The sequence below is a fragment of the Paenochrobactrum sp. BZR 201-1 genome (genome assembly GCF_044987585.2).
Classification (GTDB): domain Bacteria; phylum Pseudomonadota; class Alphaproteobacteria; order Rhizobiales; family Rhizobiaceae; genus Paenochrobactrum; species Paenochrobactrum pullorum.
In genome coordinates this window covers 122,990-149,135 of record NZ_JBJDRZ020000004.1, presented here as the reverse complement: position 1 = coordinate 149,135, position 26,146 = coordinate 122,990, and the positions used below count along the sequence as shown (strand labels likewise).

The window sequence follows — 26,146 nt, the reverse complement described above, 5'->3', positions numbered from 1 at the left end:
TAACGACTTTATTTTTCAACTGGTTTATTCTTGCGACATTCCAGTTGCAGCCAAGCGGGTTATTTATGAATGCTGGGCGCACATGTCAACCTGCATCATTTCATCTCAGACTAAAATGTAATAATTATTGAACGAAAATAATTGCCGAACGTTCCTGAAAAGGGATGCGAAGGGTCTGATTTTACAACAAAAACGGGCCGGACATAGCCGACCCGATCAAAATTCGAACAAATCACTTTAAAGAGTAAACTGGTCACCCAGATAAAGACGGCGCACATCGGGATTAGACACAATCTCATCCGGCTTGCCATGGGTCAGCACCTGACCGGCATGGATAATATAAGCCCGATCAATCAGCCCGAGCGTTTCCCGCACATTATGATCCGTGATCAGCACACCAATGCCGCGGCTGGTCAAATGGCGTACCAATTGCTGAATGTCGGCAACAGCAATCGGGTCAACTCCGGCAAAAGGCTCGTCGAGCAGCATGAAGTTGGGTCGTGATGCAAGTGCGCGTGCAATTTCAAGGCGTCTGCGCTCACCACCCGACAAAGCAATAGCCGGCGCTTTGCGCAAATGCGAAATATGAAACTCTTCCAGCAAAGCATCCAGCTCAAAGGCACGTTTTTTACGGTCTTTTTCAACCACTTCCAAAACGGCTTTGATGTTGTTTTCCACAGAAAGTCCACGGAAAATCGAGGCCTCCTGCGGCAGATAACCAATGCCAAGGCGCGAACGACGGTACATCGGCATGGAGGTCACATCAAAACCATTGATCTCGATCGTGCCACTATCCACCGGCACCAGCCCTGTCACCATATAAAAACAGGTGGTTTTACCGGCGCCATTCGGGCCTAAAATACCAACCGCCTCACCGGCACGTACACCAAAAGAAACGCCGTTTACAACCTGACGGCCATTATAGCTTTTGGTCAGCCCACGCGCGACAAGCGTATTGTTCAGATCACCGCGCCGTTCATTCAACGAAAAATCGTCGTGCTCCATATGGTCACGCGCGCTATCGTCGGTTGATGCAGATTTCTGTTTTTGCTCAGGTGAAAAAAATGCCACGTAAACCCCTGTAGCTTAGCGTCTGTTAGCGGGCGCACCGCCATCTTCGGATTTAGGCGACATAATAATGGAAACACGTCCCTTTTTCGCGCCCTGACATGCTTCCAAAAACGCTTTGCCGGTATCCATATGGGCAGTCATCTTGCAGCCGGTAGCGACATTGTCACCGTCAGTCAGCACAACTTTTTTGCCTTCCAAAACCATCTGCTGGGTTTTGGCATTATAAACACCGCTATCGCCGGTTGCGACCTGCGGGCCGGATTTCAGATAAACTTTCTCGCTCACTTCCAGACGATCAATACCGGAAGAAGAAAGACCGGCGGCACCTTGCTGGGCACCAGCCTCGGACTTATCACCATCTTTATTATAATGAACGGTCATTTTGCCGGCGCGCAATGTAGTTTCACCCTGAACAACAGAAACATTGCCAATAAAAATGGCGATGCCTTCTTTATCACGCATTTCAAGGCGGTCGGCATCAATTTTAACCGGCTCTTTGCCATTGGAAAGATTAAGACTGCCGAAAGGCACCTGCTCGGTTTGTGCAGAAACACTCAACGGTGACATACTCAAAGCCAAGCCCAGGCCTAAGGCGGCAAATGTCTTGCTGCGCGCGAAGCGAACTGCGCTTTGTTTCATTTCAACGCATTTTGCGCGCATAATCTGATCCCCTGAATCGTACAACCGTAAAGCGTATAATGAATAAATTCATAACAAACATTAAAGTTTTAATATAGACTAAAGCTACACACATCAATGCGAAGCATAAAATCGCAGCCATAATGCAAGCGGTATGAGAACACACTGTGGCTTGATGCCACTTTCTTTGAGGATTTGATACAGTCCGTTGAGAAAACGCGCTCTGAAGGAGCAGAGAATCAACCGTCAAAAAATCTTAATCGACACTTTCAGGCGCAACGATGGTCAGATGCACCTCATCTTCAAAAACCACCACATCACCGCTGGACTGCACCTGCATTTTATTGGCCTGAATATGGGTTGTACCACTTTGAATATCGACCGGATTGTCGGTCATGATCTGCCCCGTGGCAATGTTCACATCCGCTGAACGCATTTTAGCAGTCAGGCCATCGGTAGTGGTCACCACAAAGTCGCCAATCAGTTTCATACGACCATTCACGTTATCGTAAACGCCGTTTTTAGCATTGATCGTGGCTTGACTTTGCGCACCTACAGGTAATTTGGCACTAATACCTTCCAAAGTGATGATGCCTTCATTTTTAACATCCTGTATCGCTTTGGTTGCCGTTAAATTATAGGGACGGTTTTCTTTGGTAAACCCATTGAGATTGGGATTGGCCATCACCAGTTTTCCGTCTTCCAGACCATCACCCAAATTGACTTTAACGGTAGATGCGGGCGTTGCCAAAAATGTAAACCAGCTAAAAACAGCGCCAACAAGCACAGCTGCAATCGGCAAGCCGATTTTCAAAATTTTAACACGGGTGGAGTGACGCTGTGCTGCCTGAAACACCGAAACAGCTTTCTCGCTCGCGCCAAAACGCATGCCGCGCCGCGCATTCGCGTCAGCAACATGATCAGCATATAGAACACCGCTATTTTCGTTTACAGACAAAAGACTATTCCAACACTCATAAATCCGGCCAAAGTCAACCGTCCGACGCATATACTTGCCGGACTGCTTGCCGAATTCTCATAATATTCATTTCAATGTGGTTTATTTGGGGTACAAACCGGCCTATCACAAGGTCACATACAACTATAAAGATAAATTCCCGTAAAAAAGATAGATTAAAACGCAACGACGCGATAATCTGCCGCAAGATTTTAAAGCAGGAATGTTGAAAACATAAAAAGGTTCACATGACTCAGACCGCCGATGCCATGATCGACAGACGTCGTATCAGACGCAAACTCACCTTCTGGCGTGGTGCATTTTTAATTGTTCTTGCACTGGCTTTGATTGCAATTGCAACCACACAATCCAGTAAATTTATCGGCCTCAACACGCCGCATATTGCCAAAGTGCGCATTGAAGGTACGATCACCCAAAATGAAGAACTGCTGAAGCGGCTGGAGCTGATCGCAAAAAATGACGCGGTCAAAGGTCTGATCGTCATTGTTGATTCACCAGGCGGCACCACGGTCGGCGGCGAAACTATTTTCAATGCCATCCGCAAAATTGCCGAGAAAAAACCCGTCGTTACCAGTGTCGGCAATCTGGCCGCCTCTGCCGGCTATATGATTGCAGTGGCATCGGATCATATTGTCGCGCACCAATCTTCCATCGTCGGCTCCATAGGCGTGCTGTTCCAATATCCCGACATTTCCGAGCTGATGAACAAGATCGGCGTAAAAATGGAAGCGGTTAAATCTTCCCCGATGAAAGCAGAGCCGAACTTCTTCAATCCTGCCAGCGAAGAAACTAAAGCCATGATCCGCAATATGATTATGGATTCTTATGATTGGTTTGTCGGTCTTGTTGAAACACGCCGCTCCTTTACCCGCGAAGAAACGCTGGCTCTGGCTGACGGTTCTATTTTCACCGGTCGTCAGGCTTTGGAGAAAAAATTGATCGACGGTTTGGGCGGCGAAGAAGCCGCACGTGAATGGTTATTGAAAAAAGGCCTGTCACCTGATCTGTCGGTGATTGAGTGGAAACCGGAAAAGGATGAAACGCTCTTATCGATGAAAGACCTGCTGGTGCGCGGTGCTGTTCGCATGTTTGGCCTGCCCGATGACAGCCATCATTTCATTCGTGATACGATCAGTGAACGTATCTTCCTTGACGGCCTGCTTTCTGTCATGCAAGTTACTGATACTGTTGGACATAAATAAAGTGAAACCATAATCGGTTTTTTAACAAATTCCGATGCGCAGCAAAAAGAGGGATGAATAGCTTGATCAAATCCGAACTCGTTCAGATCATTGCCAGCCGAAACCCGCATCTTTTCCAGCGCGACGTTGAAAACATCGTCGGTGCGGTTTTTGATGAAATCACGAATGCCCTTGCAGAAGGCAATCGTGTGGAGCTGCGCGGCTTTGGTGCTTTTTCCGTCAAAAACAGACCAGCCAGAAGCGGTCGAAACCCACGCACCGGTGAATCTGTCAGTGTTGAAGAAAAATGGGTGCCATTTTTTAAAACCGGCAAAGAACTGCGTGACCGGTTAAACGACATCGACTGAGATTTTTATGAAAAAAATTCCGACACGCCGCTTGGTAACCCTCATTATTCTGGTGCCGCTGGCTGTTATTCTGATCGCTTTATCTGTTGCCAATCGTATGAGCGTAACAGTGACATTCGATCCGTTTAATCCTGGCAATCCGGCATTATCTTACACTGCTCCGCTTTTCATCTGGTTGTTCGCAACTTTGCTGGTGGGACTGGTGATCGGTGGTGCGGTTTCCTGGCTGGCGCAAGGAAAACACCGTAAACAAGTGAGAATCCAAAAACTGGAACTCGCCAATCTAAAGCAACATAATCAAAAAAACCTGTTGGGAAATGATGGATATTTGTAAAATATCCTCCTCATTTCTCACATTTATGGTGCGAACCGAGCCTTGATTGGAGTTTTTCTCTTTCACCTGCCGGCACTTTATCCTACGAGACAATAAAAGAGCTTTATGGAGTTAGTCCGGTGAAGGCAGCCAAACCAAAAAACAAACGTCCGGCCGGACAGAAACCGCGCGGCAAAAATGAACGGGCAGATCATTTTGCCCCGAATGCTGAACGCGGCCCCAAAACAGGTGGCTTTAAAAAGCCGCGCCCGCAATTTGCCAAGACGACTGACAAAGCTTCTAACCGGCCTGCTGAGGCACCGGAAAACATCCGCGCTAAAGAACGTCCCCAAGATAAGCTTGAGCAGCCAACCCGCATTTTAAGCCCGCGGACAGGCAAAAAGCCCATTGAGCGCAGCGCTGTTATCTTAGAAACATTGCCAACGGATGATTATGCCCTGCTCGACAGCGGCAATGGTTTGAAGCTTGAGCAATATGGCTCTTACCGCATCATCCGCCCTGAAGGTCAGGCGATCTGGTTACCGGCATGGGATAAGGCTGAATGGGACAAAGCGGATGCCGTTTTCACCGGCAATACCGATGAAGAAGGCATGGGGCGCTGGGCTTTTCCTAAAAAGCCGCTTGGCGAAACATGGCCGATGAAACATGACGGCATCAAATTTCATGGCCGTTTCACCTCTTTTCGCCATGTCGGCGTGTTTCCTGAACAGGCAGCGCACTGGTCTTATATGGCCGAGCTTATTCGCCGCGAAGTCGCTAAAGGCAAAACTGTTCGCGTGCTCAACCTCTTTGGTTATACCGGCGTTGCATCACTGATTGCAGCACAAGCAGGTGCGGAAGTCACCCATGTGGACGCTTCCAAGAAAGCAATCAACTGGGCAAAAGAAAATCAGGAAATAGCCGGTCTTGAGACCAAACCTATTCGCTGGATTTGCGATGATGCAATGAAATTTGTCGCGCGTGAAGAACGTCGCGGCAGCCATTACGATATCATCCTGCTTGACCCGCCAGCCTATGGTCGCGGCCCCAATGGCGAGGTTTGGCAGCTATTTGATCATTTGCCTGCCATGGTTGATCTGTGCCGCTCGATCACCACCAAAGATGCGCTGGCAGTTATTTTGACCGCCTATTCAATCCGCGCCTCATTCTTTGCTATTCACGCGCTCATGTGTGACCGCTTTACCGGCCTTGGCGGTGTGGTGGAATCAGGCGAATTAATTTTGCGTGAGCGCTCAGCCAATCGTGCGCTTTCCACTTCTCTCTTCAGCAGATGGGTTCAACAATGAGCCAAAATCACGACTTTTCCGCTTCCAACCGTTCTTCGACACCACGCAATGGACAGGTGAAAGAAGTCACCAGTCTGGCCAATCCGATTGTGAAGGATCTACGCGCGCTGGCGATGAAAAAATTCCGCGACCAGCAAGGCGTGTTTATGGCCGAGGGCTTGAAGCTCGTCATTGATGCGCTGGATCTCAACTGGAAAATCAAAGTGCTGGTTTTCGCCAAATCTGGCAAAGGCAACAAGCTGGCCGAACAGACAGCAGCGCGCACCGTTGCCTCCGGCGGCTTGGTTTTGGAAGTCAGCGAAAAAGTAATGGCCGGCATTACGCGCCGCGATAATCCGCAAATGGTTGTCGGCGTTTTCGAGCAGCAATATCAATCGCTCAAAAATTTAAAACCATCCGGCAATGATACTTATATCGCGCTTGATCGTGTGCGCGATCCGGGCAATCTGGGCACTGTTATCCGAACTGCCGATGCAGTGGGCGCCAAGGGTGTGATCCTGATTGGCGACACCACCGATCCTTATTCACTTGAAACCGTGCGCGCCACCATGGGCTCGGTTTTTGCATTGCCGCTTTACCGTGCAACCGAAGCTGATTTCTTACAATGGCGCAAGGGCTTTTCCGGCATGATCGTCGGCACGCATTTAAAAGGTTCGGTGGATTACCGCACTATTGATTATGCCAAAAAACCCGTCATCTTGATGATGGGTAACGAGCAGCAAGGCTTGCCCGATACATTAGCGGAAACTTGCGACAAGCTTGCCCGTATTCCGCAAGCAGGCCGCGCCGATTCGCTTAATCTCGCCATTGCCACCGCTGTGATGCTTTATGAAGTTCGCCGCGAAGCGCTCATTTTAGACGAAAGACCTGCCTGATGAGCAAACTCAGAGCTTCTTTACCGACTATTTTAGTGATTGTTGCTGCGATTTTTATCGATCAGATGGTGAAGTTGCGTGTTGAAGATACGATGGCATATGGCGAGCAAATCGAAATTCTGCCGTTTCTGGCGCTTTATCGCACCCATAATACCGGCATTGCTTTTTCGCTTTTATCCGGCCTTCATGACAAAGCGCTTGTGGCTTTCACCTTGGTAATTGTCGGTTTTGTGATTTATTTATGGTGGACAACAGCCCAGACCCGCGTCTTTGCCCGTGTTGGCTTTGCCCTCATTATCGGTGGTGCACTCGGCAATCTGATTGACCGCTCGATGCTTGGCTATGTGGTTGATTATGTTTTATTTCATCTGCCTAACTGGTCATTTGCCATTTTCAATCTGGCAGATGTTTTCATCACGATCGGTGCAGGATTAATCCTGCTGCAAGAGTATCTGAACTGGAAACAAGAAAAAACCGCAAAGAAATGACATTCAATTGTCACCATTATCGCCTAATAAAATGATCGTTACCTTGCCCATAAATGTGGTAATGCTGGATGAGTTTTGAAACAGCCGAACCGCTTTGAAATACTCGGAAAAAGTGAACAAACACATCGGGAGCAAAGCAGGATGGCTCTACAGCTTGGAAAGACTACGCAAATAGTCGATAATGATGCCATGATAAAACAAAATACATCAGGTGTGACAAACGACGCCACGGAAAACTCCAATGGGAACGCCACTGGCAATTCCGCGTTGCTCGGACGTATGGGTGCATTGGAAGTTCGGCTGGCCACGACAACAGAAGAGATCGAAGCCGCACAAGAGCTGCGCTTCCGTGTTTTCTATGATGAAATGGGCGCGAAAAAAGACGCGCTGCAAGCTATTGAACAACGTGATGCGGATCGTTTTGATCCGGTTTGCGATCATTTGCTGGTTTATGACACAGCGCTTCCGGGCCCGCAGCATAAACAAATTGTCGGCACCTATCGCCTGATGCGTACCGATCAGGCCAATAAAACCCATGGGTTTTATTCTGCCAGTGAATATGATGTGCAGCGCCTGACACTCTCGAAACCGGAATTGAATTTTCTCGAACTTGGCCGATCTTGCGTCAAGCCGGAATACCGCTCCAAGCGCACTGTCGAGCTTTTGTGGCAAGGCATTTGGGCTTATTGCCGTCGTCATTCCATTGATGTGATGATGGGCTGTGCGTCTTTCCAGGGTGCTGTACCTATGGCACATGCCTTGTGCCTGTCCTTCCTGAATCAAAATGCCCGTGCCGACAGTGAATGGGATGTGCGCGCCTTGCCGGAACATTATCATGCCATGGATTTGATGCCTGCCGAAGGTGTCAACATGAAGCTTGCGCTGTTCTCCATGCCGCCACTGATTAAAGGTTACTTACGCCTTGGCGGTATGATTGGTGATGGTGCGGTGGCGGATGAATCTTTCGGCACCACAGATGTATTTATCATCCTGCCGGTTTCCCGCATTTCCAGCCGTTATATTAGTTATTATGGTGCTGAAGCTGACCGCTTTATTTGAATGATAAGAGCGTAAAGCAGGGCTGCAAAAGGCGATTTTCGCCTCAGTTCGACGCTTTTAAACGTCCCATCAAACAAAAAAAGGCTGCCTGATTACTCAGGCAGCCTTTTTTCTGTGCTTTGGAAATTCAAGCTTTAGCCAGTGAGATTTCCTTCAAGCGATAAAGCGCTTCCAGTGCTTCACGCGGGCTCAAATCATCCGGACGAATGGCATCCAATGCGTGTTGCAATTCATTGGCCTGAACTTGTGTTTTTGGTGTTTCTTGTTTCAACACTACTGAAAAGAGCGGCAGATCATCAATCAGCTTATTGGCTTTGCCTGAAGTTTCACCTTCTTCCAGCTGCTTCAGCACATCGCGCGCACGATTAACCACCGCTTCCGGCAAGCCCGCCAGACGTGCCACCTGCACACCATAAGAGCGATCCGCTGCACCCTGTGCCACCTCATGCAAGAACACGACATCATTGTCCCATTCCTTCACCCGCATAGTGACATTAGACAAGCGGTTAAGCTTTTCCGACAATGCCGTCATTTCATGGAAGTGGGTCGCAAAAAGCGAACGGCAACGGTTTTTCTCATGCAGATATTCAACCGCAGCCCATGCAATCGAAAGCCCGTCAAAAGTCGCGGTACCGCGACCGATTTCGTCCAAGATCACCAGCGCGCGTTCGCCCGCCTGATTGAGAATGGCGGCAGTTTCGACCATTTCCACCATGAAAGTGGAACGCCCGCGCGCCAGATCATCAGATGCACCAACGCGTGAGAACAAGCGGTCAACAATACCGATATGCGCCGAACCGGCCGGCACAAACGACCCCATCTGCGCCATCATCGCAATCAAGGCATTTTGGCGTAAGAAGGTCGATTTACCGCCCATATTAGGGCCGGTCAGCAGCCAGATCGCACCGTGTTTGTCATTGTTTTGCGGTGACAAATTACAATCATTGGCAACAAAAGGGTTGGCGGCTTGGCGTCGCAATGCCTGCTCCACCACCGGATGACGCCCGCCGACAATGTTGAAAGCCAAGCTGTCATCAACAATCGGGCGACAATAGCCCTGCTCATCAGCCAGCACCGCCAAAGCCACCGACACATCATATACAGAAAGAGCTGCTGCTGCTGCGCGGATCAAATCGGCAAAAAGCACGATCTCGGCGGTCAAATTATCAAAAATTGCGCTTTCGATGGACAATGCACGATCCGCGGCATTGGCAATTTTCGTTTCCAGTTCCGCCAATTCGGTGGTGGTAAAGCGCATGGCATTGGCCATGGTCTGGCGATGGATAAAACGTGCCTTTGCCTCGTCGCTGTCGGTCATCACACCGGCATTGTTGGCAGTGACTTCGATGAAATAACCCAGCACATTATTATGTTTGATTTTGAGCGTTTTAATGCCGGTTTCATCAATATAATTCTGCTGCAATCCGGCAATCACGCGGCGCGACTGATCACGCAGCGCCCGCATTTCATCCAGTTCAGCATGATATCCCTGCCGGACAAAGCCACCATCGCGCTTTAAAAGCGGTAGTTCATCCGCCAAAGCCTTGTCGAGATGATCACACAGCGTTTCAGGTATGCTTTCAAGTGCATGCAATGCAGCTTTAAGTTCTGACGGCAGATCTTTGTTGCTTAGCAAACCAACAATACTGCGTGCTGCTTCAAAGCCTTGCTGCAAAGCGCCCATATCACGCGGACCACCACGACCAACGGCCAGCCTTGAAAGACCGCGTGGCATATCAGGCACACCCTTCAACTCTAGGCGCAAAGCATCGCTTAAAACCGGTTCATTAAGAAAATAAGACACCGCATCAAGCCGCGCATGAATGGCCTGTGGCGAGGTCAAAGGTGCCGTCAAGCGTTCCGCCAGCAAGCGGCTGCCGCCGCCTGTTACAGTGCGGTCAATCGCTTTGAGTAAACTGCCGTCACGATGACCTGCAAGGGTGCGTACCATTTCAAGATTGGCGCGCGTTGCCGGATCAATGAAAAGCGTCGAGCCTTCCTGCTCACGCTCCGGACGCATCAATGGCGGACGCTCGGAAATCTGCGTTTTCTCGATATAGGCAATCGCACCGGAAATGGCCGACAATTCGGAGCGCGAAAACTGACCGAAACCATCCAAGGTCGCCACATCATAATAACGCTGGATGCGCGATTGCGCGGCCGCACTATCAAACAAAATGGCTGGCTGCGGAATGACCGAGCGGCCAATCAGATCAAAGACAGGGCGTAGCTCCGCATCATGAAATACCGGCTCCGCTACGATCAACTCGCGCGGATCAACCCTCATAACATCGGCAAACAACCGCTCCGGCGAGCTTTCGGTTACACGGAATGTGCCGGTAGAAATATCAATCCACGCCAGTGCCAACACATTCTCGGCCCCACCTTTGACGCGGCCTAAAGTCATCAGAAAATTAGCTTCTGACGGATCAAGCAGTTTTTCTTCGGTTAGAGTGCCCGGTGTTACGAGGCGCACCACATCGCGTTTGACCACCGATTTAGAGCCGCGCTTTTTCGCCTCTGCCGGATCTTCTACCTGCTCGCACACGGCAACGCGGTAACCTTTGGCAATCAGCTTTTGCAGATAATCATCAGCGGCATGAAACGGCACACCACACATCGGAATTTCATCGCCCAGATGCTTGCCACGTTTGGTGAGTGTTATGCCAAGCGCTTTGGAGGCTTCAACCGCATCTTGGAAAAACAGTTCGTAAAAATCGCCCATCCGATAAAAAAGCAGCGAATCAACATTCGCCGCTTTAATCTCGATATATTGCTCCATCATCGGAGTGAGTCGGGTTGGCGCATCATTAAGAGCTGCTGATCGAGCTTCAGTTTCGGTGGAAGACGCGGAAATATCGTTGATAATCTCTGGTTGGTTCGTCAATCTTCAGCTCCGCCTTCCATAAAACACAATTTTGTTACGCATAAACTACTCAAAACCATTGAATCTTGCGTAAAGTGTAAAATTCATCACAATATCTATTCCCGAAATGATATTTACGCACCACCCAACAGAGATTACCTAGAATTCTCCACAGATGATAACCGGAGTTGACATGTCAGCCTCAGAAAAAAACAATAACAAAACCCCCACTGCCGCACAGGCTGCCAGTGATAAAGAAGCGCTCGATTTCCATTCGATGGGGCGCCCCGGTAAGTTAGAAATCGTTCCGACCAAGCCTATGACAACCCAACGTGATTTGTCACTGGCCTATTCTCCGGGCGTTGCTGTTCCGGTGAGAGCAATCGCTGAAAATCCGGCCAGTGCTTATGATTACACTGCCAAAGGCAATCTTGTTGCCGTTATTTCCAATGGTACCGCTATTTTAGGACTTGGCAACCTTGGCGCGCTGGCTTCCAAGCCAGTGATGGAAGGTAAATCCGTCCTGTTCAAACGTTTTGCCGATGTGGATTCCATCGATCTGGAAGTTGATACCACCGATATTGACGCTTTCATCAATTCAGTGCGCTATTTGGGCCCGTCTTTCGGCGGCATCAATCTGGAAGATATCAAAGCTCCCGACTGCTTCATTATTGAACAGCGCTTGCGCGAAATGATGGACATTCCGGTGTTCCACGATGACCAGCACGGCACCGCAATTATTTCTGCCGCCGGTCTCATCAATGCGCTGCATCTGACCGGCCGCGATATGAAGACAACCAAGCTGGTCTGTAATGGTGCAGGCTCTGCCGGTATTGCTTGTATCGAACTGATCAAAGCGATGGGCTTTGCCTCTGAAAACGTCATTCTTTGCGACACCAAGGGTGTTGTTTATCAAGGACGTGAAGAGGGCATGAACCAGTGGAAATCCGCGCATGCTGTCAAAACCAACAAGCGCACACTGGCACAGGCAATAGAAGGCGCCGATGTCTTCTTCGGTCTTTCCGCCAAGGGTGCCTTGACCGATGAAATGGTCGCCTCAATGGCACCTAATCCGATCATTTTTGCGATGGCAAATCCTGATCCGGAAGTAACACCTGAAGATGTCGCGAAAATTCGTGATGATGCGATTGTTGCAACCGGCCGTTCCGACTATCCCAATCAGGTCAACAATGTTCTGGGCTTCCCTTATATCTTCCGTGGTGCGCTCGATGTGCGTGCAACCACCATCAATGAAGAGATGAAAATTGCCGCAGCCAATGCACTGGCACTGCTGGCGCGTGAAGATGTGCCTGATGATGTTGTGGCAGCCTATCAGGGCAACCGCCCGCGCTTTGGTCGCAATTACATCATTCCGGTGCCGTTTGACCCGCGTCTGCTCGCCTCTGTTTCAGTAGCGGTTGCCAAAGCTGCAATGGAAACAGGTGTTGCCGGTCGTGCCATCACCGATCTTGATGCTTATTCCCGCGAATTGTCGGCGCGTCGTGATCCGATAGCTTCAACGCTTCGCGGTATTTATGAGCGCGTACGCAGCAAGCCAAAACGCATCGTCTTTGCCGAAGGTGAAGAAGAGCAAGTGATGCGTGCCGCAGTTTCCTTCGTTAATCAGGAACTTGGAACCGCCATTCTGGTTGGTCGTGAAGACCGTATTCGTTCCACCGCAGAAGCCGCCGGTGTTGATCTGACCAAGCCGAATATTGAAATCATCAATGCACGTCTTTCCAGCCGCAACACGGCTTATGCTGATTATCTTTATCAAAAATTGCAGCGTCAGGGCTTTTTGTTCCGTGATTGCCACCGCCTGATCAACAATGACCGCAACCATTTTGCGGCCTGCATGGTTGCCCTTGGCGATGCGGATGGCATGGTCACCGGTATCACCCGCAATTACGCCACCGGCCTTGAAGATGTGCGCCGCGTCATCGACAGCAAGCCGGGTCACCGCGTTGTCGGCGTTTCAATTGCCATCTGCCGTGACCGCACTGTCTTTATTGCCGACACTGCCGTACATGAATCACCATCTGCTGAAGAGCTGGCTGATATTGCTGTGGAAGCTGCGGGCATGGCACGCCGCATGGGCTACACACCACGTGTTGCCCTCACCGCTTATTCCACCTTCGGCCATATGGGCGGCGAACGTTCGGCAACCATTCAGGAAGCTGTCCGCATACTGACAAAGCGTCATGTGGACTTCGAATTTGATGGTGAAATGAGTGCGGAAGTAGCGCTCAACGGCAAGCTGATGACACAATATCCGTTCATCCGGCTTTCCGGCCCTGCCAATGTGCTGATCACACCAGATCACCACTCGGCCACCATTGCAGCCGATATGCTGCAAGAACTGGGTGGTGCTACAGTGATTGGCCCACTCTTGGTTGGCCTTGATAAGCCTGCCCAGATTGTAAGCCTCGGTGCCAAAGATACCGACATCGTCAACATGGCGGCAATCACTGCCTATAATGCTTCCAACTAAGCATAGCTTCGATTAGATTAAACGCCGGCCTCACACTGTGGAGCCGACGTTTAAGATACTTTATTGGTAAGCAATATGAGGCAGTCTCTTGAAAATACTCCAGACGATTGATGAAGAAGCCTTTATTGCCAAGCTCAACCTGTTAGCGGACACCTATTGCGACCATCAGGAGCTACGCCGTCATATCCTCAGTCTTCTGAAGGAAACCCATCAACAAGGTTTGGCAAAATCAGAAGAATTGCTGAACAAAGATGGTGGCGGCACTTTATGCGCCAGACGCATCTCGCATCTGATGGATGTGATAATCTGCGCCCTCTATCATATAATCACCACCCGTATTTATCCGGTCAATAATCCATCCATGGCGGAAACTATGGCGATTGTTGCCGTTGGCGGCTATGGCCGCGGTGGTTTGGCACCCGGTTCCGACATCGATCTGTTGTTTTTACTGCCATATAAACAAACACCGTGGGGCGAGCAGGTGGTGGAATATATCCTCTATATGCTGTGGGATATGAAGCTGAAAGTGGGACACGCCACCCGTACGATTGATGATACTATCCGGCTTTCGCGGGAAGATATGACAATCCGCACAGCGGTGCTGGAAAAGCGCTTGCTGATTGGCAATCATGCGCTGTTTGAAGAACTGGAAACCCGCTTTGAAAGCGAAGTTGTTTCCGGAACAGGGTCTGAATTTATTGCCGCCAAACTGCATGAACGCGATCTGCGCCATCAAAAATCCGGTGTCACGCGCTATCTCGTCGAACCGAATGTCAAAGAGAGCAAAGGCGGCCAGCGCGACCTGCAAACCCTCTTCTGGATCGCCCGTTATTTCTATGGCATCCGCAGCAGTGAAGGTCTGGTGAAGCTAGGCGTTTTATCACGTGCCGAGCATCGGCTGTTCAACAAGGCCAAAGATTTTCTCTGGGCAGTGCGCTGCCATATGCATTTTTTAACCAATCGCGCCACCGAGCGTTTATCTTTCGAGTTGCAGCCCGACATTGCCGATCGGCTTGGCTATACCGCACATCCGGGTCAAAATGCGGTCGAACGCTTCATGAAACACTATTTTCTGGTGGCCAAAGATGTCGGTGATTTAACCCGTATCATCTGTGCGGCTTTGGAAGAGCAGCAAGTCAAGCATGTGCCCGGCTATAACCAGATTTTCATCAGCAGCGAGCCTCATAAACGTAAACTGAGCCGCGGCAATGATTTCGTCGATGAAAACCACCGCATCAATATTGCCCGCGACACGGTTTTCCAAGAAAATCCGGTCAATATCATTCGCCTGTTTCATCTGGCAGATAAACACGGGCTTGCGCTGCATCCAGCCGCCATGCAGCAGGTTTCACGCTCGTTAAAGCTCATCAAAGCAGAATTACGTGAAAATCCGGAAGCCAACAAAATGTTTCTGGAAATTGTCACCTCACCACGTGATCCGGCACTGATCTTGCGCCGCATGAATGAAACTGGCGTGCTTGGCAAATTCATCCCGGATTTTGGCCGCATCGTTGCGATGATGCAATTCAACATGTATCATCATTACACGGTAGATGAGCATTTATTGCGCTCAATCAAAGTGTTGTCGGAGATTGAACATGGCACTCTGGAGGAAGAACACCCGCTTTCCAACGAGCTGATGGCATCGCTTAAAACAGCGCGCAATATTCTTTATGTCGCGCTTTTTCTGCATGATATTGCCAAAGGCCGCCCTGAAGCCCACTCGGTGGCGGGCGCACGTATTGCCCGCAAACTCTGTCCGCGTTTTGGCCTCACACCATCTGAAACAGACACGGTTGCATGGCTGATCGAACAGCACCTGACCATGAGCAAAATTGCCCAATCGCGAGATCTCAATGATCGCAAAACCATTCAGGATTTTGCAGATATTGTGCAAACCAAGGACCGGCTGAAACTGCTGCTCATTCTTACTGTTTGCGACATCAAAGCTGTTGGCCCCGGTGTATGGAATGGCTGGAAAGGCCAGTTGTTACGCACACTTTATTATGAAACAGAACTGGTTTTAACCGGTGGTTTTTCTGAACAATCACGCACCGAACGCAGCGAAGAAGCTCGCAAATTACTGGCAGAGAATTTAAGCCATTGGCCGCAAGAAGCGGTAAGCGCTTATATACCATTGCTTTATACCAATTATCTTTTGAGTGTTTCTTTAGAAGACCAGATCAGGCATGCAGAATTTATTCACAAAAGTGATCTGCAACAGCGCAGTGTCGCCACTTTAGCGCAGCCCCATCGTTTTGAAGCGGTCACCGAAATCACGGTTCTGGCACCCGATTCACCACGCCTTCTCACCATCATCACCGGTGCCTGCGCGGCAGCAGGCGCCAATATTGTCGACGCGCAAATTTTCACCACCCGCGACGGACGCGCATTGGACACGATTTTGATCAGCCGCGCTTTTGAACTCGATGAAGATGAGCGTCGCCGCGCCGAACGTGTCGGCCAGTTGATTGAAGACGCACTGGCCGGCATCGCCCATTTGCCGGATGTGATGGCTAAAAAAGCCAAGCCAAAACGTGCTCCTAAAACCTTCCGTATTGAACCACGCGTGGTGATCAATAACAGTCTTTCCAATAAATTTACTGTTTTGGAAGTAAAAGGACTCGACCGCCCCGGCCTGTTGTGGGAACTAACCGGGGTGATTTCCGATCTTTCGCTCAATATTGCTTCCGCCCACATTACCACCTTTGGTGAAAAGGCTGTTGATACATTTTATGTGACAGATTTAAGCGGCGAAAAAATCGCTTCGACCACAAAACAAAATAATATTAAACGCAAACTTCTCAGCCTTTTTAATGATGAGATAGTGGCCAAAGCAGCCGCGCAAACGAGCAACTGACAGGCATTAATCCTATGAGCTTGGTTAAAAAATTCGCAACCGTTGCATCAGGCACATTGATGAGCCGCATTTTCGGCTTCACCCGTGAAATGATGATGGCGGCAGCGCTCGGTACCGGCCCTGTTGCGGATGCATTTAACGCGGCTTTTCGTTTTCCTAACACTTTCCGTCGTCTATTTGCCGAAGGTGCGCTCAACACCGCTTTTGTGCCGCTCTTTTCGAAAGAGATCGAGAAAAACGGCATGGAAGGCGCCGCCAAGTTTTCTGAAGAAGTTTTCGGTGTGCTGTTCACCATTTTGCTGGTGCTGACCATCGTCATGGAGCTTTCCATGCCGTTTTTGGTACGCACCATTATCGCACCGGGCTTTGTTGATGATCCGGTCAAATATGATCACACCGTGCGCTTGGCCGTCATCATGTTTCCGTATCTTGCCTGTATGTCGCTGGCGGCAATGATGGGCGGGATGCTCAACACCTTGCATCGCTTTTTTGCAGCCGCCATTGCTCCGGTTTTCCTCAACATCATCCTCATCGCCGTGCTGGTCTGGGCATGGTGGCAAGGTTATGATGCCCTTGATATCGGCCTTAGCCTTTCATGGGGCGTAATGGCGGCAGGTTTGGTGCAGCTTGCAATCGTTTGGGGAGCAGTACGTCATGCAGGTATTAAAATCGGTTTCCGATTTCCCAAACTCACCACCAATGTGCGCCGATTACTGGTGCTGGCATTGCCTGCTGCCATTACCGGCGGCATCACCCAGATCAATCTGCTGATCAATACCAATATCGCTTCATCACAAGATGGCGCGGTCTCGTCATTGGTTTATGCCGATCGTATTTCGCAATTGCCGCTTGGCGTAGTCGGTATTGCCGTTGCCACCGTTTTACTGCCCGAATTATCGCGCGCCCTTCAAAGCGGAAATGAAAAGGAAGCCGGTAATTTACAAAACCGCTCGGTTGAATTCACATTGTTTTTAACTTTGCCTGCGGCTGCGGCTTTGCTAGTTTTTTCCGAGCCAATCGTGCGTCTATTGTTCGAACGCGGCAAATTTGGCACAGAGTCGACAGCAATTGTTTCTCATATTCTGGCCATTTACGGTATTGGCTTGCCAGCTTTTGTCTTAATCAAAGCCTTTTTGCCTGGCTTTTTTGCCCGTGAAGACACGCGCACGCCAATGATTTTTGCCGGTATTGCAGTGGTCATTAATGTATGCCTCGCCCTTACATTATTCCCGATCTGGGGTGTTCGGGGCATTGCCACCGCAGAAGTGGTTGCTGGCTGGGCAAATGCAATTCTGCTTTTGAGCCTGCTGATTTATCGCGGCCATTGGGGTTATGATGCGCAGCTTATCAGCCGCATTCCGCGTCTGATTTTGTCAGCAGCCATCATGGCCGCCATGCTTTATTTTGGCGCACATTATCTGTCTGATTATTTACAGAAAAGTGCGGGCTTTGTAATACAGGCTTTAACCGTTGGTCTGCTGGTTATCTGTGCAATGATTGTCTATTTTGGCGCAGCTTTTGCCAGTGGTGGTGCAAGTTTTGCCATGTTGCGCAACAGTATACGCAGAAAATCAAAAGCCGCCTGAATCTAAAAAGAGCTTGCTTGCACACTTGCACTCTGGCACGAGTGCTCCTGTTAAAGAGCGTCCGCATGCGTCCAAACCACATACGTCGCTCTTGATATAACCAAGTCAGAGTATGTCAGATCATTAAAGACATGAAAACGATACTCGCCCGGCTTTCCAACAGCTTGAGGAAATACCCATTATGAGTGGCTTTAAAGAACGAATTTTTTCCGGTGCCCAGCCAACCGGTAATCTCCATCTTGGTAACTATCTTGGCGCCATCAAACGCTGGGTTGAATTGCAGGATGACCATGAGTGCATCTATTGCGTTGTGGACATGCACGCACTCACCATTTCGCCGGATCCGGCAGAACTGGCACAGGCCACCCGCGAATTGACCGCAGCCTATCTGGCCGCCGGAATTGATCCGAAAAAGAACATGGTTTTCAACCAGAGCCGCGTCATCCAACACGCTGAACTGGCATGGGTATTTAACTGTATTGCACGTATCGGCTGGATGAGCCGCATGACGCAATTTAAAGATAAAGCCGGTAAAGACCGCGAAAATGCGTCGCTCGGTCTCTTCGCTTATCCAAGCCTGATGGCTGCTGACATTCTGCTTTACCGCGCCACTCATGTGCCGGTTGGCGACGATCAAAAACAGCATCTGGAACTGACCCGCGACATCGCACAGAAATTCAACAATGACTATTGTGCCCGTATTGCCGATCTCGGCATTGGTGTAGAAATGCCCGTTGGCGATGAAATTGTCACCGGTTATTTTCCGCTCACCGAGCCGATGATTTCAGGCCCTGCCATGCGCATCATGTCGCTGCGTGACGGCACCAAGAAAATGTCGAAATCTGATCCGTCTGATTTGTCGCGCATCAATCTGATTGATGATGCAGAAACCATCACCAGGAAGATCCGCAAAGCCAAAACCGATGCGGATGCGATCCCTTCAGAACTGACAGGTCTGACAGGTCGCCCTGAGGCTGACAATCTGATCGGCATTTATGCAGCTCTTTCAGGTGTTTCCAAAGAAGACGTTTTGCGTGATTTCGGTGGCAAACAATTCTCCGAATTCAAGGCATCGCTTGCCGATCTGGCAGTTGCGCAAATGTCGCCGATTACACAGGAAATGCGTAAACTAATCGCAGACCCTGCTTATATCGACAGTGTGCTGAAAGATGGTGGCGAACGCGCCGGTGTGATTGCAGAGCAGACCATGAAAGATGTCCGCAATATTATCGGCTGGTTGCAGAACTAAGCTTATTCAATAATCGACAAGCGCCATGCTGATTTCTCATTATGGCGCTTGCAGCAAGCGTAATGAAATGGCAAATTGCGCAAATGGTTTCAAAACGACTGAGCCGGGAAGCCGGACACCGCCGCAAATTTCTGGTTATTATTGATGATACGCCTGAATGCGGGCGTGCTGTCGCTTATGCATCAAAGCGCGCTAAAAACACCGGCGGCGCGCTCGTCTTACTGTTTGTCATTGATACATCCGATTTCCAGCATTTTTTAGGCGTCGGTGAGATCATGCGCTCCGAAGCTGAAGAACGCGCCCGATTGGCACTGGAAAAACTTTCGGCACAGGTGCGTGAAAAGCAAGGACTTGAGCCTGAGCTGATCGTGCGAGCCGGTGAAACCACGGAAGAGTTGCAAAGCCTTGTCGAAGAAGATCAGGATATTGCCATTCTGGTGCTGGCCGCTGCGTCGGGCAAAGATGGCCCCGGCCCCCTTATCCAGATGCTGGCCGGAAAAAGTGCATCTTTCCCTATTCCCGTCACGGTAATCCCTGCCAATTTAAGTGACGAAGATATTGATGCCGTCGCCTGAACACACTATATTGATAAGAATTCTCATGTTTAATCCGCTATTCTGATATTGATGATGACATGATCAGGCTTGCCTCCTAGCTCATCTGGGTATATTAGAATAGTTCCAAGGTGTGATATATCCGACAGCGGTTGGAATATTCCGATCATCTCTATCGGCAGACATTAGCAGCGTGAAAAACCGCTTCAGAGCTGCCCAACGCGGGAGAACGACGTGTTCATCCAGACTGAAACAACGCCAAATCCGGCGACATTGAAATTTCTCCCCGGCAAAGTTGTTTTGCCTGAGGGCACAGCTGATTTCCGCAGTGCGGAAACTGCGGCAGACGCTTCTCCGCTTGCGGCTAAATTGTTCTCCGTACCCGGCATTACCGGCGTCTTTTTCGGCTATGATTTTATCACAGTCACCAAAGAAGACGCTGAATGGCAGCATTTGAAGCCTGCGGTTCTCGGTACCATTATGGAGCATTTCATGTCCGGCGCGCCTGTGATGGCTGGTGCCCGCGCACCGGCTGCGACCGATCATACGGCTGATGAATTTTTTGATTCGGGCGACCGCGAAATTGTCGACACCATCAAAGAATTGCTGGAAACCCGTGTGCGCCCTGCCGTTGCACAAGACGGCGGCGATATTACCTTCCGCGGTTTTGAAAACGGCGTTGTTTACTTGCATATGAAGGGCGCTTGCGCCGGTTGCCCATCTTCAACGGCAACTCTGAAACACGGCATCCAGAACCTTCTCAAGCACTTTGTGCCGGAAGTTTTGCAGGTCGAAGCGATCTGATCTGATTACCTCACATCATATTAAAAAAGCCGTATGAAACTCTGTCTCATGCGGCTTTTTTGATTTTAAATTGCAATAATGAATTTAAAGCACGGTAACCTGCGCATCTTTATCGACACGGTCGTAAAGATCCATAATGTCTTGGTTCATCAGGCGGATACAACCCGAAGACATCGACTTGCCGATTGTCCACCATTCCGGTGTGCCATGCAGACGATAGCCGGTATCGCCGTTTTTATTGTGCAGATAAAGTGCACGGGCACCCAGCGGATTTTTCAAACCCGGCCCCATACCATTACGATATTTTGCCAATTCAGGCTGACGCTTGATCATCGGTGCTGGTGGTGTCCATGTCGGCCACTCACGCTTGGCAGCAACGCGTGCCGTGCCTGACCAGCCAAAGCCTTCACGCCCGACACCAATGCCATAACGCACGGCTTTATTATCTGGCAGCACATAATAGAGATGCTTGTCCTTGGTATCGACCACAATCGAACCAGGCTTTTGCGTGGTTTTATAAGTGACAGTCTGACGACGATATTGCTCAGGTATCTTCTCTTTGGGAATCGCTGGCAATGTATAGCCTGCATCTGTGACTGCCGGATAAGACGCCGTTGCCTGAAACGGCGAACCGGTTGTTGAGCAAGCAGCCAAAAGGCCGGTCAGAGTAATCGCGACGGGTATTTGCAATGATTTGAATTTCATAAATTCCCCCGAATATACAAGCCGCTTCCGCACTCGAACCGACTGATCTCTGCCCAATGTGCAATAGATATAGTTAAACTTCTATTAACTATACTTATTAACTTTTAAATGGGGGATTCTTTTAAATATAACAGCGCTTTTTACTGCTAATTATCAAATCCATAAAACTACACTAGATAAGCAAGGGCAGAATCAGTCTTACAGATTGATTCTGCCCAATCGTATAGAGCCTTTAGAAATCAGCGCGGAGCGCGCTTGGCAAGAATACGCTGCAAGGTGCGGCGATGCATGTTCAAACGACGTGCCGTTTCTGAAACATTGCGTTCGCACATTTCATAAACACGCTGAATATGCTCCCAGCGGACACGATCAGCCGACATTGGATTTTCCGGTGGAATCACTTTTTCACCCGGTCTGCGGGTAAGTGCCGCAAAAACCTCGTCTGCATCGGCCGGCTTGGACAGATAATCAACCGCACCCAGTTTGACCGCATTGACTGCGGTGGCAATATTACCGTAGCCGGTGAGAATAATGGCACGTGTATCGGCACGTTTGGCACGGATTGCCTCAATGATATCGAGACCATTTCCGTCACCCAAACGCATATCCACAACGGCATAAGCCGGTGCGCCAGCCTTTACGGCGGCAAGACCCTCTTCAACCGATTCTGCTGCGGTCACGTTAAAACCACGGCTTTCCATAGCACGTGCCAGACGTTGCAAAAACGGCTTGTCGTCATCGACCAGAAGAAGAGAAGGATCGGTGCCGATTGCTTCACTGTCGTCCTGAATCAAGTCGTCCATCAGGTTTTCCTACTCGGTTTTTTTATTTCCTTATTGTAGCCCTGCGGCAAAAAGTCAAATGAGCAATTTGAAAAAATGCTTGCGAACCGTATTTATTTCACATTTCCGGCCAAAATATCACGGGACCAGACCACTCGGATTTCCGCGCCCTGCCCCGGATTGCTTCTATTATGGAAGCTTATATGGGCGCCCGAACGTTCCAGTAACGTTTTCGCGATGAAGAGGCCCAATCCCAAGCCGCCGCCATTATGGCCGCTCTCGCGACTGGTTGTGTAAGGCTCACCGATTCGCTCCAGAATTTCCGGTTTGAAGCCCTGCCCGTCATCCTGAATGATGACGCGCACTTCCGTTTCGCTCCAGCTCCATGAAACTGTTGCTTTTTCACGGGCAAAATCCACCGCATTTTCAATCAGATTTCCAAGCCCGTATAATAGCCCCGGATTGCGCCGCACCACCGGCTCAGGTTTTGAGCCTTCCTGGCGTACCACTTCCAGATCAATGCCGAAATTACGGTGCGGTGCGACCACCTCCTCGATCAATGAAGAAAGCGGCATACGTGACATATGTTCTTCATTTTCGGATGAAAGGCTAGTGAGACGCTGCAAAATCTCGCGGCAACGCTGCGTTTGTGATTGCAACAGGCTGATATCGTCGGCTATCTCCTCGTCTTTGGCGTGGGAACGCTGCATCTCCTTAACCACCAAAGCGATAGTGGCCAAAGGTGTGCCAAGCTCATGCGCAGCAGCCGCCGCCAATCCGTCCAAAGCAGTCAAATGATGTTCGCGCTGCAAAATCAGTTCGGTTGCCGTCAATGCGTCACCAAGCTGGCGCGCTTCTTCAGCAATCCGGTATGCATAAACACCGGTAAAGCCAAGCGTTGAAATGACCGCGCTCCATATGCCCGCCACCAGCAAAAACGGCAATTCCAGCACCGTATCCGGATACCACGGCAGATTGAGATGATAAAAAGTGAGATATGTGGTGCAGATTGTCACCAACAACCCAAGCACAATCGTATGGCGTTTGGGCAATGAGGTTGCTGAAATAATCACCGGCACAATCATCAAGATCGTAAACGGATTTTGCAAACCACCGGTCAGATATAACAGCCCCGCCAATTGCAACACATCAAAGCCCAGCACAAAGCTGGCGGCCGTCGGATTTAAGCGATGGCTGACCGGATAACGAAAGCTCAAAAGCAGATTAAGCCATGCGGAGAGTGCAATCAGTGCAAAACAAATACCGACAGGAAACGGAAAGCGCAGATAAAGCGCCACAAACATCACCGCGGCTGTTTGTCCGGCAATCGCCAGCCAGCGGATACGCACCAGCGTAGTCAGGCGCGGACGCCGCGACTGGCTTGAAGCGCGGCTGTGAAAATCTGTCTGCATGACCACTCCGTACCATTTTTTGTTGACCATATAAGGCAAGTTTTAAATCAAGGTAAGTCCTGCCAATTCGTTTTCCGTGTCCGCCTCATTGCCCGCGTGGCTTGGCGCGGCGTGTCGGTGGCGCATTGGCCGGGTCTTCCGGCCAGACATGTTTGGGATAACGGCCGCGCATATCGGCGCGCACATCCGCCCAAGAGCCCGCCCAAAAACGCGGCAAATCCCGCGTGATCTGGATCGGCTTATGGGCCGGCGACAATAGTTCCAGCACCAGCGGCACTTTGCCATCGGCGATGGAAGGATGAGTAGTCAGGCCAAACAATTCCTGCACCCTTACAGCAATGACGGGCTGATCGGCATCATAACGGATGGTGATATTGGAGCCTGTCGGCACTTCAAAACTCACCGGCGCCAGCGCATCAATTTTGCGCTGCAAATCATAAGACACCAACGAGCGCAGACCATTGCTGATCGTTGCAAACGGAATTTTATCGAGCCGCGCTTCACCTGTTAAAAACGGCAATAACCAATCTTCCAGCCTGTCGATCAGCGTTGCATCATCCATTGCAGGCCACGGCTCGCCTAATCCCTGGTAAAGCCAGCTTAAGCGGCAACGCAGGGTTTCAGCCTCTTTGCCCCAAGGCAAAATCTGCAATCCATATTGGCGCACTGTATCAATGACGCCTAAATCCGCTTCTTCACCCGAAGGAGCAGCCATTTGTTTTTCCTGCAAAGCAAACTGACCAATACGCGTTGCTTCACGGGCACGCAGACTGTTTTTCTCTGCGTCATAGAGAACTTGACGACCGGTTTTGATCTTGTGTCCCAAAACAGACCTGATCTCTGCTTCACTCACCTCGGCTGCGGCCAGAATGCGGCTGCGATCAGCGCGCCCTGTCAGTTCCGCCACCACCAACCACGACGCTTTGGATAAAGATGATGCAGCGTCTATCTCGCCGCCGCGACCATTGGCCAGTACAAATTGCCCCGCGGCACCGCGCGGCTTGGCCAGACGATCAGGATAGGCATCGAGCAACAAGCGCCCGATGCTAGAGGTCTCACCATCGGAATTGCCGCCTATACGCTTGGCTAATTGCTTGGCACGTTGCGCTCGGTCGGAGCGATCTTGTTTAAATTTGCGGAAACGCTCTTCCAGATCGATATCGGAGCCGCCTAGACCACGCTCGGTTAATAAAAGCGCCAGTTCAGCAGCATAGAGCCCTTCACCACGCGGCTTGGCTTTTGCCACCATATGGGCAAGGCGCGCAGGCAAAGCCAGTTCACGCATTGCTTGGCCGTCAGGGGTCAATCGACCATCGCCGTCCAATGCACCCAGTTCCATCAGCAAATTGCGTGCTTCATTCAATGCTGGCCGTGGTGGCTCATCTAAAAACTGCAATTCTGACGGATCATTTACCCCCCAAGTCGCACAATCCAACAATAAGCCGGACAAATCCGCCTCCAGAATTTCCGGTGTACTGAACGGCGGCAACGAAGCCGTCTGCCCCTGATGCCAAAGCCGGATGGCAATGCCTGCTTCAGTTCGCCCTGCGCGCCCTGCCCGCTGATCGACCGCCGCACGTGAGGCACGAACCGTTTCAAGGCGTGTCAGACCGGTTGCCGGTTCATAATGCGGCACACGGCTCAAACCGCTATCAATCACCACCCGCACACCATCAATGGTCAGCGAGGTTTCGGCAATCGATGTAGCAAGCACGACTTTGCGCTTACCCTCAGGTGAAGGTTTGATTGCTGCATCCTGATCGCGCCCTTCCATCGCCCCATAAAGAGGGCAAAGCATGATATTTGCGCCCAAAGACGGCTCCAGCAAACGGGCAACCCGATCGATCTCGCCTTGGCCGGGTAAAAACGCCAGAATACTACCCGTTTCATCAAAAAGCGCATCGCGAATGGCCTGCGCCATTGCATCCTCAACCCGCTCCTGTGGTTTGCGCTCGCGGTAGCGGATATCGATAGGGTAACTGCGGCCTTCGCTTTTGATCACCTGTGCATCATCGCCCAAAAGTGCTGCCACCCGCGCACCGTCAAGCGTTGCCGACATCACCAAAATTTTTAAATCAGGACGTAATGCGGCCTGCACATCCAGCGCTAAAGCAAGGCCGAAATCCGCGTCTAAACTGCGCTCATGAAATTCATCGAACAGAACAGCCTTGACGTCTTTAAGCTCAGGGTCCTCCAAGATCATACGGGCGAAAACACCTTCAGTCACCACCAGCACGCGAGTGGAGGCACTTGTCTTGTTTTCAAGCCGCATCCGGTAGCCGACCGCTTGCCCGACCTCCTCCCCCAGCAATTGCGCCATGCGCTTGGCGCTCGCACGCGCCGCAATACGGCGCGGCTCAAGCACAATGATCTTATCCGCACCTGACCAGTCCTGATGCAAAAAATGCAATGGCACCAGCGTTGTTTTACCGGCACCGGGAGGTGCTACCAGTACATGTTTATTGCCATGCTCCATAGCTTGATCCAGCTGCGGCAATATATAGGTGACAGGTAGATCAGGTAAGCTTCGCAATAAAAATGCCCATCTCAATTTGCA

The 26,146-nt window shown here is 50.3% G+C and carries 21 protein-coding genes; 13 read left to right on the top strand and 8 right to left on the bottom strand.

Annotation, left to right across the window (positions count from 1 at the left end):
• Positions 1–237 precede the first annotated feature (237 nt).
• The 3 genes from lptB to lptC form a co-directional block, all read right to left on the bottom strand.
• Positions 238–1,005 (bottom strand): LPS export ABC transporter ATP-binding protein, encoded by a 768-nt coding sequence (lptB, locus tag ACI0FR_RS02485; protein WP_404907374.1) that lies wholly within the window; start codon positions 1,003–1,005, stop codon positions 238–240.
• 81 nt (positions 1,006–1,086) lie between these two features.
• The gene (locus ACI0FR_RS02480; RefSeq protein ID WP_404907373.1) at positions 1,087–1,710 is read right to left on the bottom strand and encodes an LptA/OstA family protein; all 624 of its coding nucleotides are present in this window, start codon (positions 1,708–1,710) and stop codon (positions 1,087–1,089) included.
• A 256-nt stretch (positions 1,711–1,966) separates the two neighbouring features.
• Positions 1,967–2,719: an LPS export ABC transporter periplasmic protein LptC gene (gene lptC / locus ACI0FR_RS02475; protein ID WP_374829093.1), complete on the bottom strand. Its 753-nt coding sequence runs from the start codon at positions 2,717–2,719 to the stop codon at positions 1,967–1,969.
• Positions 2,720–2,916: 197 nt separating this feature from the next.
• Here lptC and sppA point away from each other — a divergent pair, with 197 nt between their 5' ends.
• The 7 genes from sppA to olsB all read left to right on the top strand — a co-directional run bounded on the left by sppA (position 2,917) and on the right by olsB (position 8,280).
• A complete protein-coding gene (gene sppA, locus ACI0FR_RS02470) occupies positions 2,917–3,891 on the top strand; it encodes a signal peptide peptidase SppA (protein WP_404907294.1) in 975 nt (324 codons plus the stop codon).
• Between the two features lie 62 nt (positions 3,892–3,953).
• A complete protein-coding gene (locus ACI0FR_RS02465; RefSeq protein WP_184223395.1) occupies positions 3,954–4,238 on the top strand; it encodes an integration host factor subunit beta in 285 nt (94 codons plus the stop codon).
• Positions 4,239–4,254: 16 nt separating this feature from the next.
• Positions 4,255–4,572 (top strand): lipopolysaccharide assembly protein LapA domain-containing protein, encoded by a 318-nt coding sequence (locus ACI0FR_RS02460; RefSeq protein WP_404907371.1) that lies wholly within the window; start codon positions 4,255–4,257, stop codon positions 4,570–4,572.
• Between the two features lie 119 nt (positions 4,573–4,691).
• Positions 4,692–5,858, top strand: a complete 1,167-nt coding sequence (locus ACI0FR_RS02455; protein ID WP_404907292.1) for a class I SAM-dependent methyltransferase — start codon at positions 4,692–4,694, stop codon at positions 5,856–5,858.
• The gene (locus ACI0FR_RS02450) at positions 5,855–6,733 is read left to right on the top strand and encodes a TrmH family RNA methyltransferase (protein WP_404907290.1); all 879 of its coding nucleotides are present in this window, start codon (positions 5,855–5,857) and stop codon (positions 6,731–6,733) included. The genes ACI0FR_RS02455 and ACI0FR_RS02450 overlap by 4 nt, the downstream gene beginning before the upstream one ends.
• On the top strand, positions 6,733–7,221 hold the full coding sequence (gene lspA / locus ACI0FR_RS02445; protein ID WP_404907288.1) for a signal peptidase II: 489 nt from the start codon (positions 6,733–6,735) through the stop codon (positions 7,219–7,221). The genes ACI0FR_RS02450 and lspA overlap by 1 nt, the downstream gene beginning before the upstream one ends.
• Before the next feature lie 141 nt (positions 7,222–7,362).
• Entirely contained in the window at positions 7,363–8,280 is a 918-nt protein-coding gene (olsB, locus tag ACI0FR_RS02440) for a l-ornithine N(alpha)-acyltransferase (RefSeq protein WP_461667875.1), read from the top strand.
• A gap of 127 nt (positions 8,281–8,407) precedes the next feature.
• Here the strand turns inward: olsB and mutS are convergent, their stop codons facing one another.
• Positions 8,408–11,065 carry a DNA mismatch repair protein MutS gene (gene mutS, locus ACI0FR_RS02435; RefSeq protein ID WP_404907367.1) on the bottom strand — a complete coding sequence of 886 codons (2,658 nt, stop codon included), beginning with the start codon at positions 11,063–11,065 and terminating at the stop codon, positions 8,408–8,410.
• Positions 11,066–11,339: 274 nt separating this feature from the next.
• On the opposite strand from mutS, the gene ACI0FR_RS02430 reads away from it, so the two are divergent.
• The 6 genes from ACI0FR_RS02430 to ACI0FR_RS02405 all read left to right on the top strand — a co-directional run bounded on the left by ACI0FR_RS02430 (position 11,340) and on the right by ACI0FR_RS02405 (position 20,690).
• Positions 11,340–13,637, top strand: a complete 2,298-nt coding sequence (locus tag ACI0FR_RS02430; RefSeq protein ID WP_374829088.1) for an NADP-dependent malic enzyme — start codon at positions 11,340–11,342, stop codon at positions 13,635–13,637.
• An 88-nt stretch (positions 13,638–13,725) separates the two neighbouring features.
• Positions 13,726–16,497 (top strand): [protein-PII] uridylyltransferase, encoded by a 2,772-nt coding sequence (locus ACI0FR_RS02425; RefSeq protein ID WP_404907286.1) that lies wholly within the window; start codon positions 13,726–13,728, stop codon positions 16,495–16,497.
• 14 nt (positions 16,498–16,511) lie between these two features.
• Positions 16,512–18,083: a murein biosynthesis integral membrane protein MurJ gene (gene murJ, locus ACI0FR_RS02420; protein ID WP_404907284.1), complete on the top strand. Its 1,572-nt coding sequence runs from the start codon at positions 16,512–16,514 to the stop codon at positions 18,081–18,083.
• A 181-nt stretch (positions 18,084–18,264) separates the two neighbouring features.
• Positions 18,265–19,332 (top strand): tryptophan--tRNA ligase, encoded by a 1,068-nt coding sequence (trpS, locus tag ACI0FR_RS02415; RefSeq protein ID WP_374829085.1) that lies wholly within the window; start codon positions 18,265–18,267, stop codon positions 19,330–19,332.
• An 83-nt stretch (positions 19,333–19,415) separates the two neighbouring features.
• Positions 19,416–19,907, top strand: coding sequence for a universal stress protein (locus ACI0FR_RS02410; RefSeq protein ID WP_374830433.1), 492 nt, complete (start codon positions 19,416–19,418; stop codon positions 19,905–19,907).
• Positions 19,908–20,120: 213 nt separating this feature from the next.
• Positions 20,121–20,690, top strand: coding sequence for a NifU family protein (locus ACI0FR_RS02405; protein WP_374829084.1), 570 nt, complete (start codon positions 20,121–20,123; stop codon positions 20,688–20,690).
• Between the two features lie 84 nt (positions 20,691–20,774).
• On the opposite strand, the gene ACI0FR_RS02400 is transcribed toward ACI0FR_RS02405, so the two are convergent.
• From ACI0FR_RS02400 to hrpB, 4 genes are all read right to left on the bottom strand, one after another.
• Positions 20,775–21,395: a L,D-transpeptidase gene (locus tag ACI0FR_RS02400; RefSeq protein WP_374829083.1), complete on the bottom strand. Its 621-nt coding sequence runs from the start codon at positions 21,393–21,395 to the stop codon at positions 20,775–20,777.
• A 239-nt stretch (positions 21,396–21,634) separates the two neighbouring features.
• Complete coding sequence (locus ACI0FR_RS02395; RefSeq protein ID WP_404907282.1) at positions 21,635–22,198, bottom strand: ActR/PrrA/RegA family redox response regulator transcription factor; 564 nt, start codon at positions 22,196–22,198, stop codon at positions 21,635–21,637.
• Between the two features lie 92 nt (positions 22,199–22,290).
• Positions 22,291–23,589, bottom strand: a complete 1,299-nt coding sequence (locus ACI0FR_RS02390) for an ActS/PrrB/RegB family redox-sensitive histidine kinase (RefSeq protein ID WP_404907280.1) — start codon at positions 23,587–23,589, stop codon at positions 22,291–22,293.
• Between the two features lie 85 nt (positions 23,590–23,674).
• Positions 23,675–26,122 (bottom strand): ATP-dependent helicase HrpB, encoded by a 2,448-nt coding sequence (hrpB, locus tag ACI0FR_RS02385; protein WP_404907278.1) that lies wholly within the window; start codon positions 26,120–26,122, stop codon positions 23,675–23,677.
• Between the last annotated feature and the right edge of the window lie 24 nt (positions 26,123–26,146).

What these genes read in the sequence shown, in the direction of transcription:
- lptB (WP_404907374.1), bottom strand. Translation starts at nt 1,005, where the DNA reads ATGGAGCACGACGATTTTTCGTTGAATGAACGGCGCGGTGATCTGAAC.
- ACI0FR_RS02480 (WP_404907373.1), bottom strand. Translation starts at nt 1,710, where the DNA reads ATGAAACAAAGCGCAGTTCGCTTCGCGCGCAGCAAGACATTTGCCGCC.
- lptC (WP_374829093.1), bottom strand. Translation starts at nt 2,719, where the DNA reads ATGCGTCGGACGGTTGACTTTGGCCGGATTTATGAGTGTTGGAATAGT.
- sppA (WP_404907294.1), top strand. Translation starts at nt 2,917, where the DNA reads ATGACTCAGACCGCCGATGCCATGATCGACAGACGTCGTATCAGACGC.
- ACI0FR_RS02450 (WP_404907290.1), top strand. Translation starts at nt 5,855, where the DNA reads ATGAGCCAAAATCACGACTTTTCCGCTTCCAACCGTTCTTCGACACCA.
- lspA (WP_404907288.1), top strand. Translation starts at nt 6,733, where the DNA reads ATGAGCAAACTCAGAGCTTCTTTACCGACTATTTTAGTGATTGTTGCT.
- olsB (WP_461667875.1), top strand. Translation starts at nt 7,363, where the DNA reads ATGGCTCTACAGCTTGGAAAGACTACGCAAATAGTCGATAATGATGCC.
- mutS (WP_404907367.1), bottom strand. Translation starts at nt 11,065, where the DNA reads ATGATGGAGCAATATATCGAGATTAAAGCGGCGAATGTTGATTCGCTG.
- ACI0FR_RS02430 (WP_374829088.1), top strand. Translation starts at nt 11,340, where the DNA reads ATGTCAGCCTCAGAAAAAAACAATAACAAAACCCCCACTGCCGCACAG.
- murJ (WP_404907284.1), top strand. Translation starts at nt 16,512, where the DNA reads ATGAGCTTGGTTAAAAAATTCGCAACCGTTGCATCAGGCACATTGATG.
- trpS (WP_374829085.1), top strand. Translation starts at nt 18,265, where the DNA reads ATGAGTGGCTTTAAAGAACGAATTTTTTCCGGTGCCCAGCCAACCGGT.
- ACI0FR_RS02410 (WP_374830433.1), top strand. Translation starts at nt 19,416, where the DNA reads ATGGTTTCAAAACGACTGAGCCGGGAAGCCGGACACCGCCGCAAATTT.
- ACI0FR_RS02400 (WP_374829083.1), bottom strand. Translation starts at nt 21,395, where the DNA reads ATGAAATTCAAATCATTGCAAATACCCGTCGCGATTACTCTGACCGGC.
- ACI0FR_RS02395 (WP_404907282.1), bottom strand. Translation starts at nt 22,198, where the DNA reads ATGGACGACTTGATTCAGGACGACAGTGAAGCAATCGGCACCGATCCT.
- ACI0FR_RS02390 (WP_404907280.1), bottom strand. Translation starts at nt 23,589, where the DNA reads ATGCAGACAGATTTTCACAGCCGCGCTTCAAGCCAGTCGCGGCGTCCG.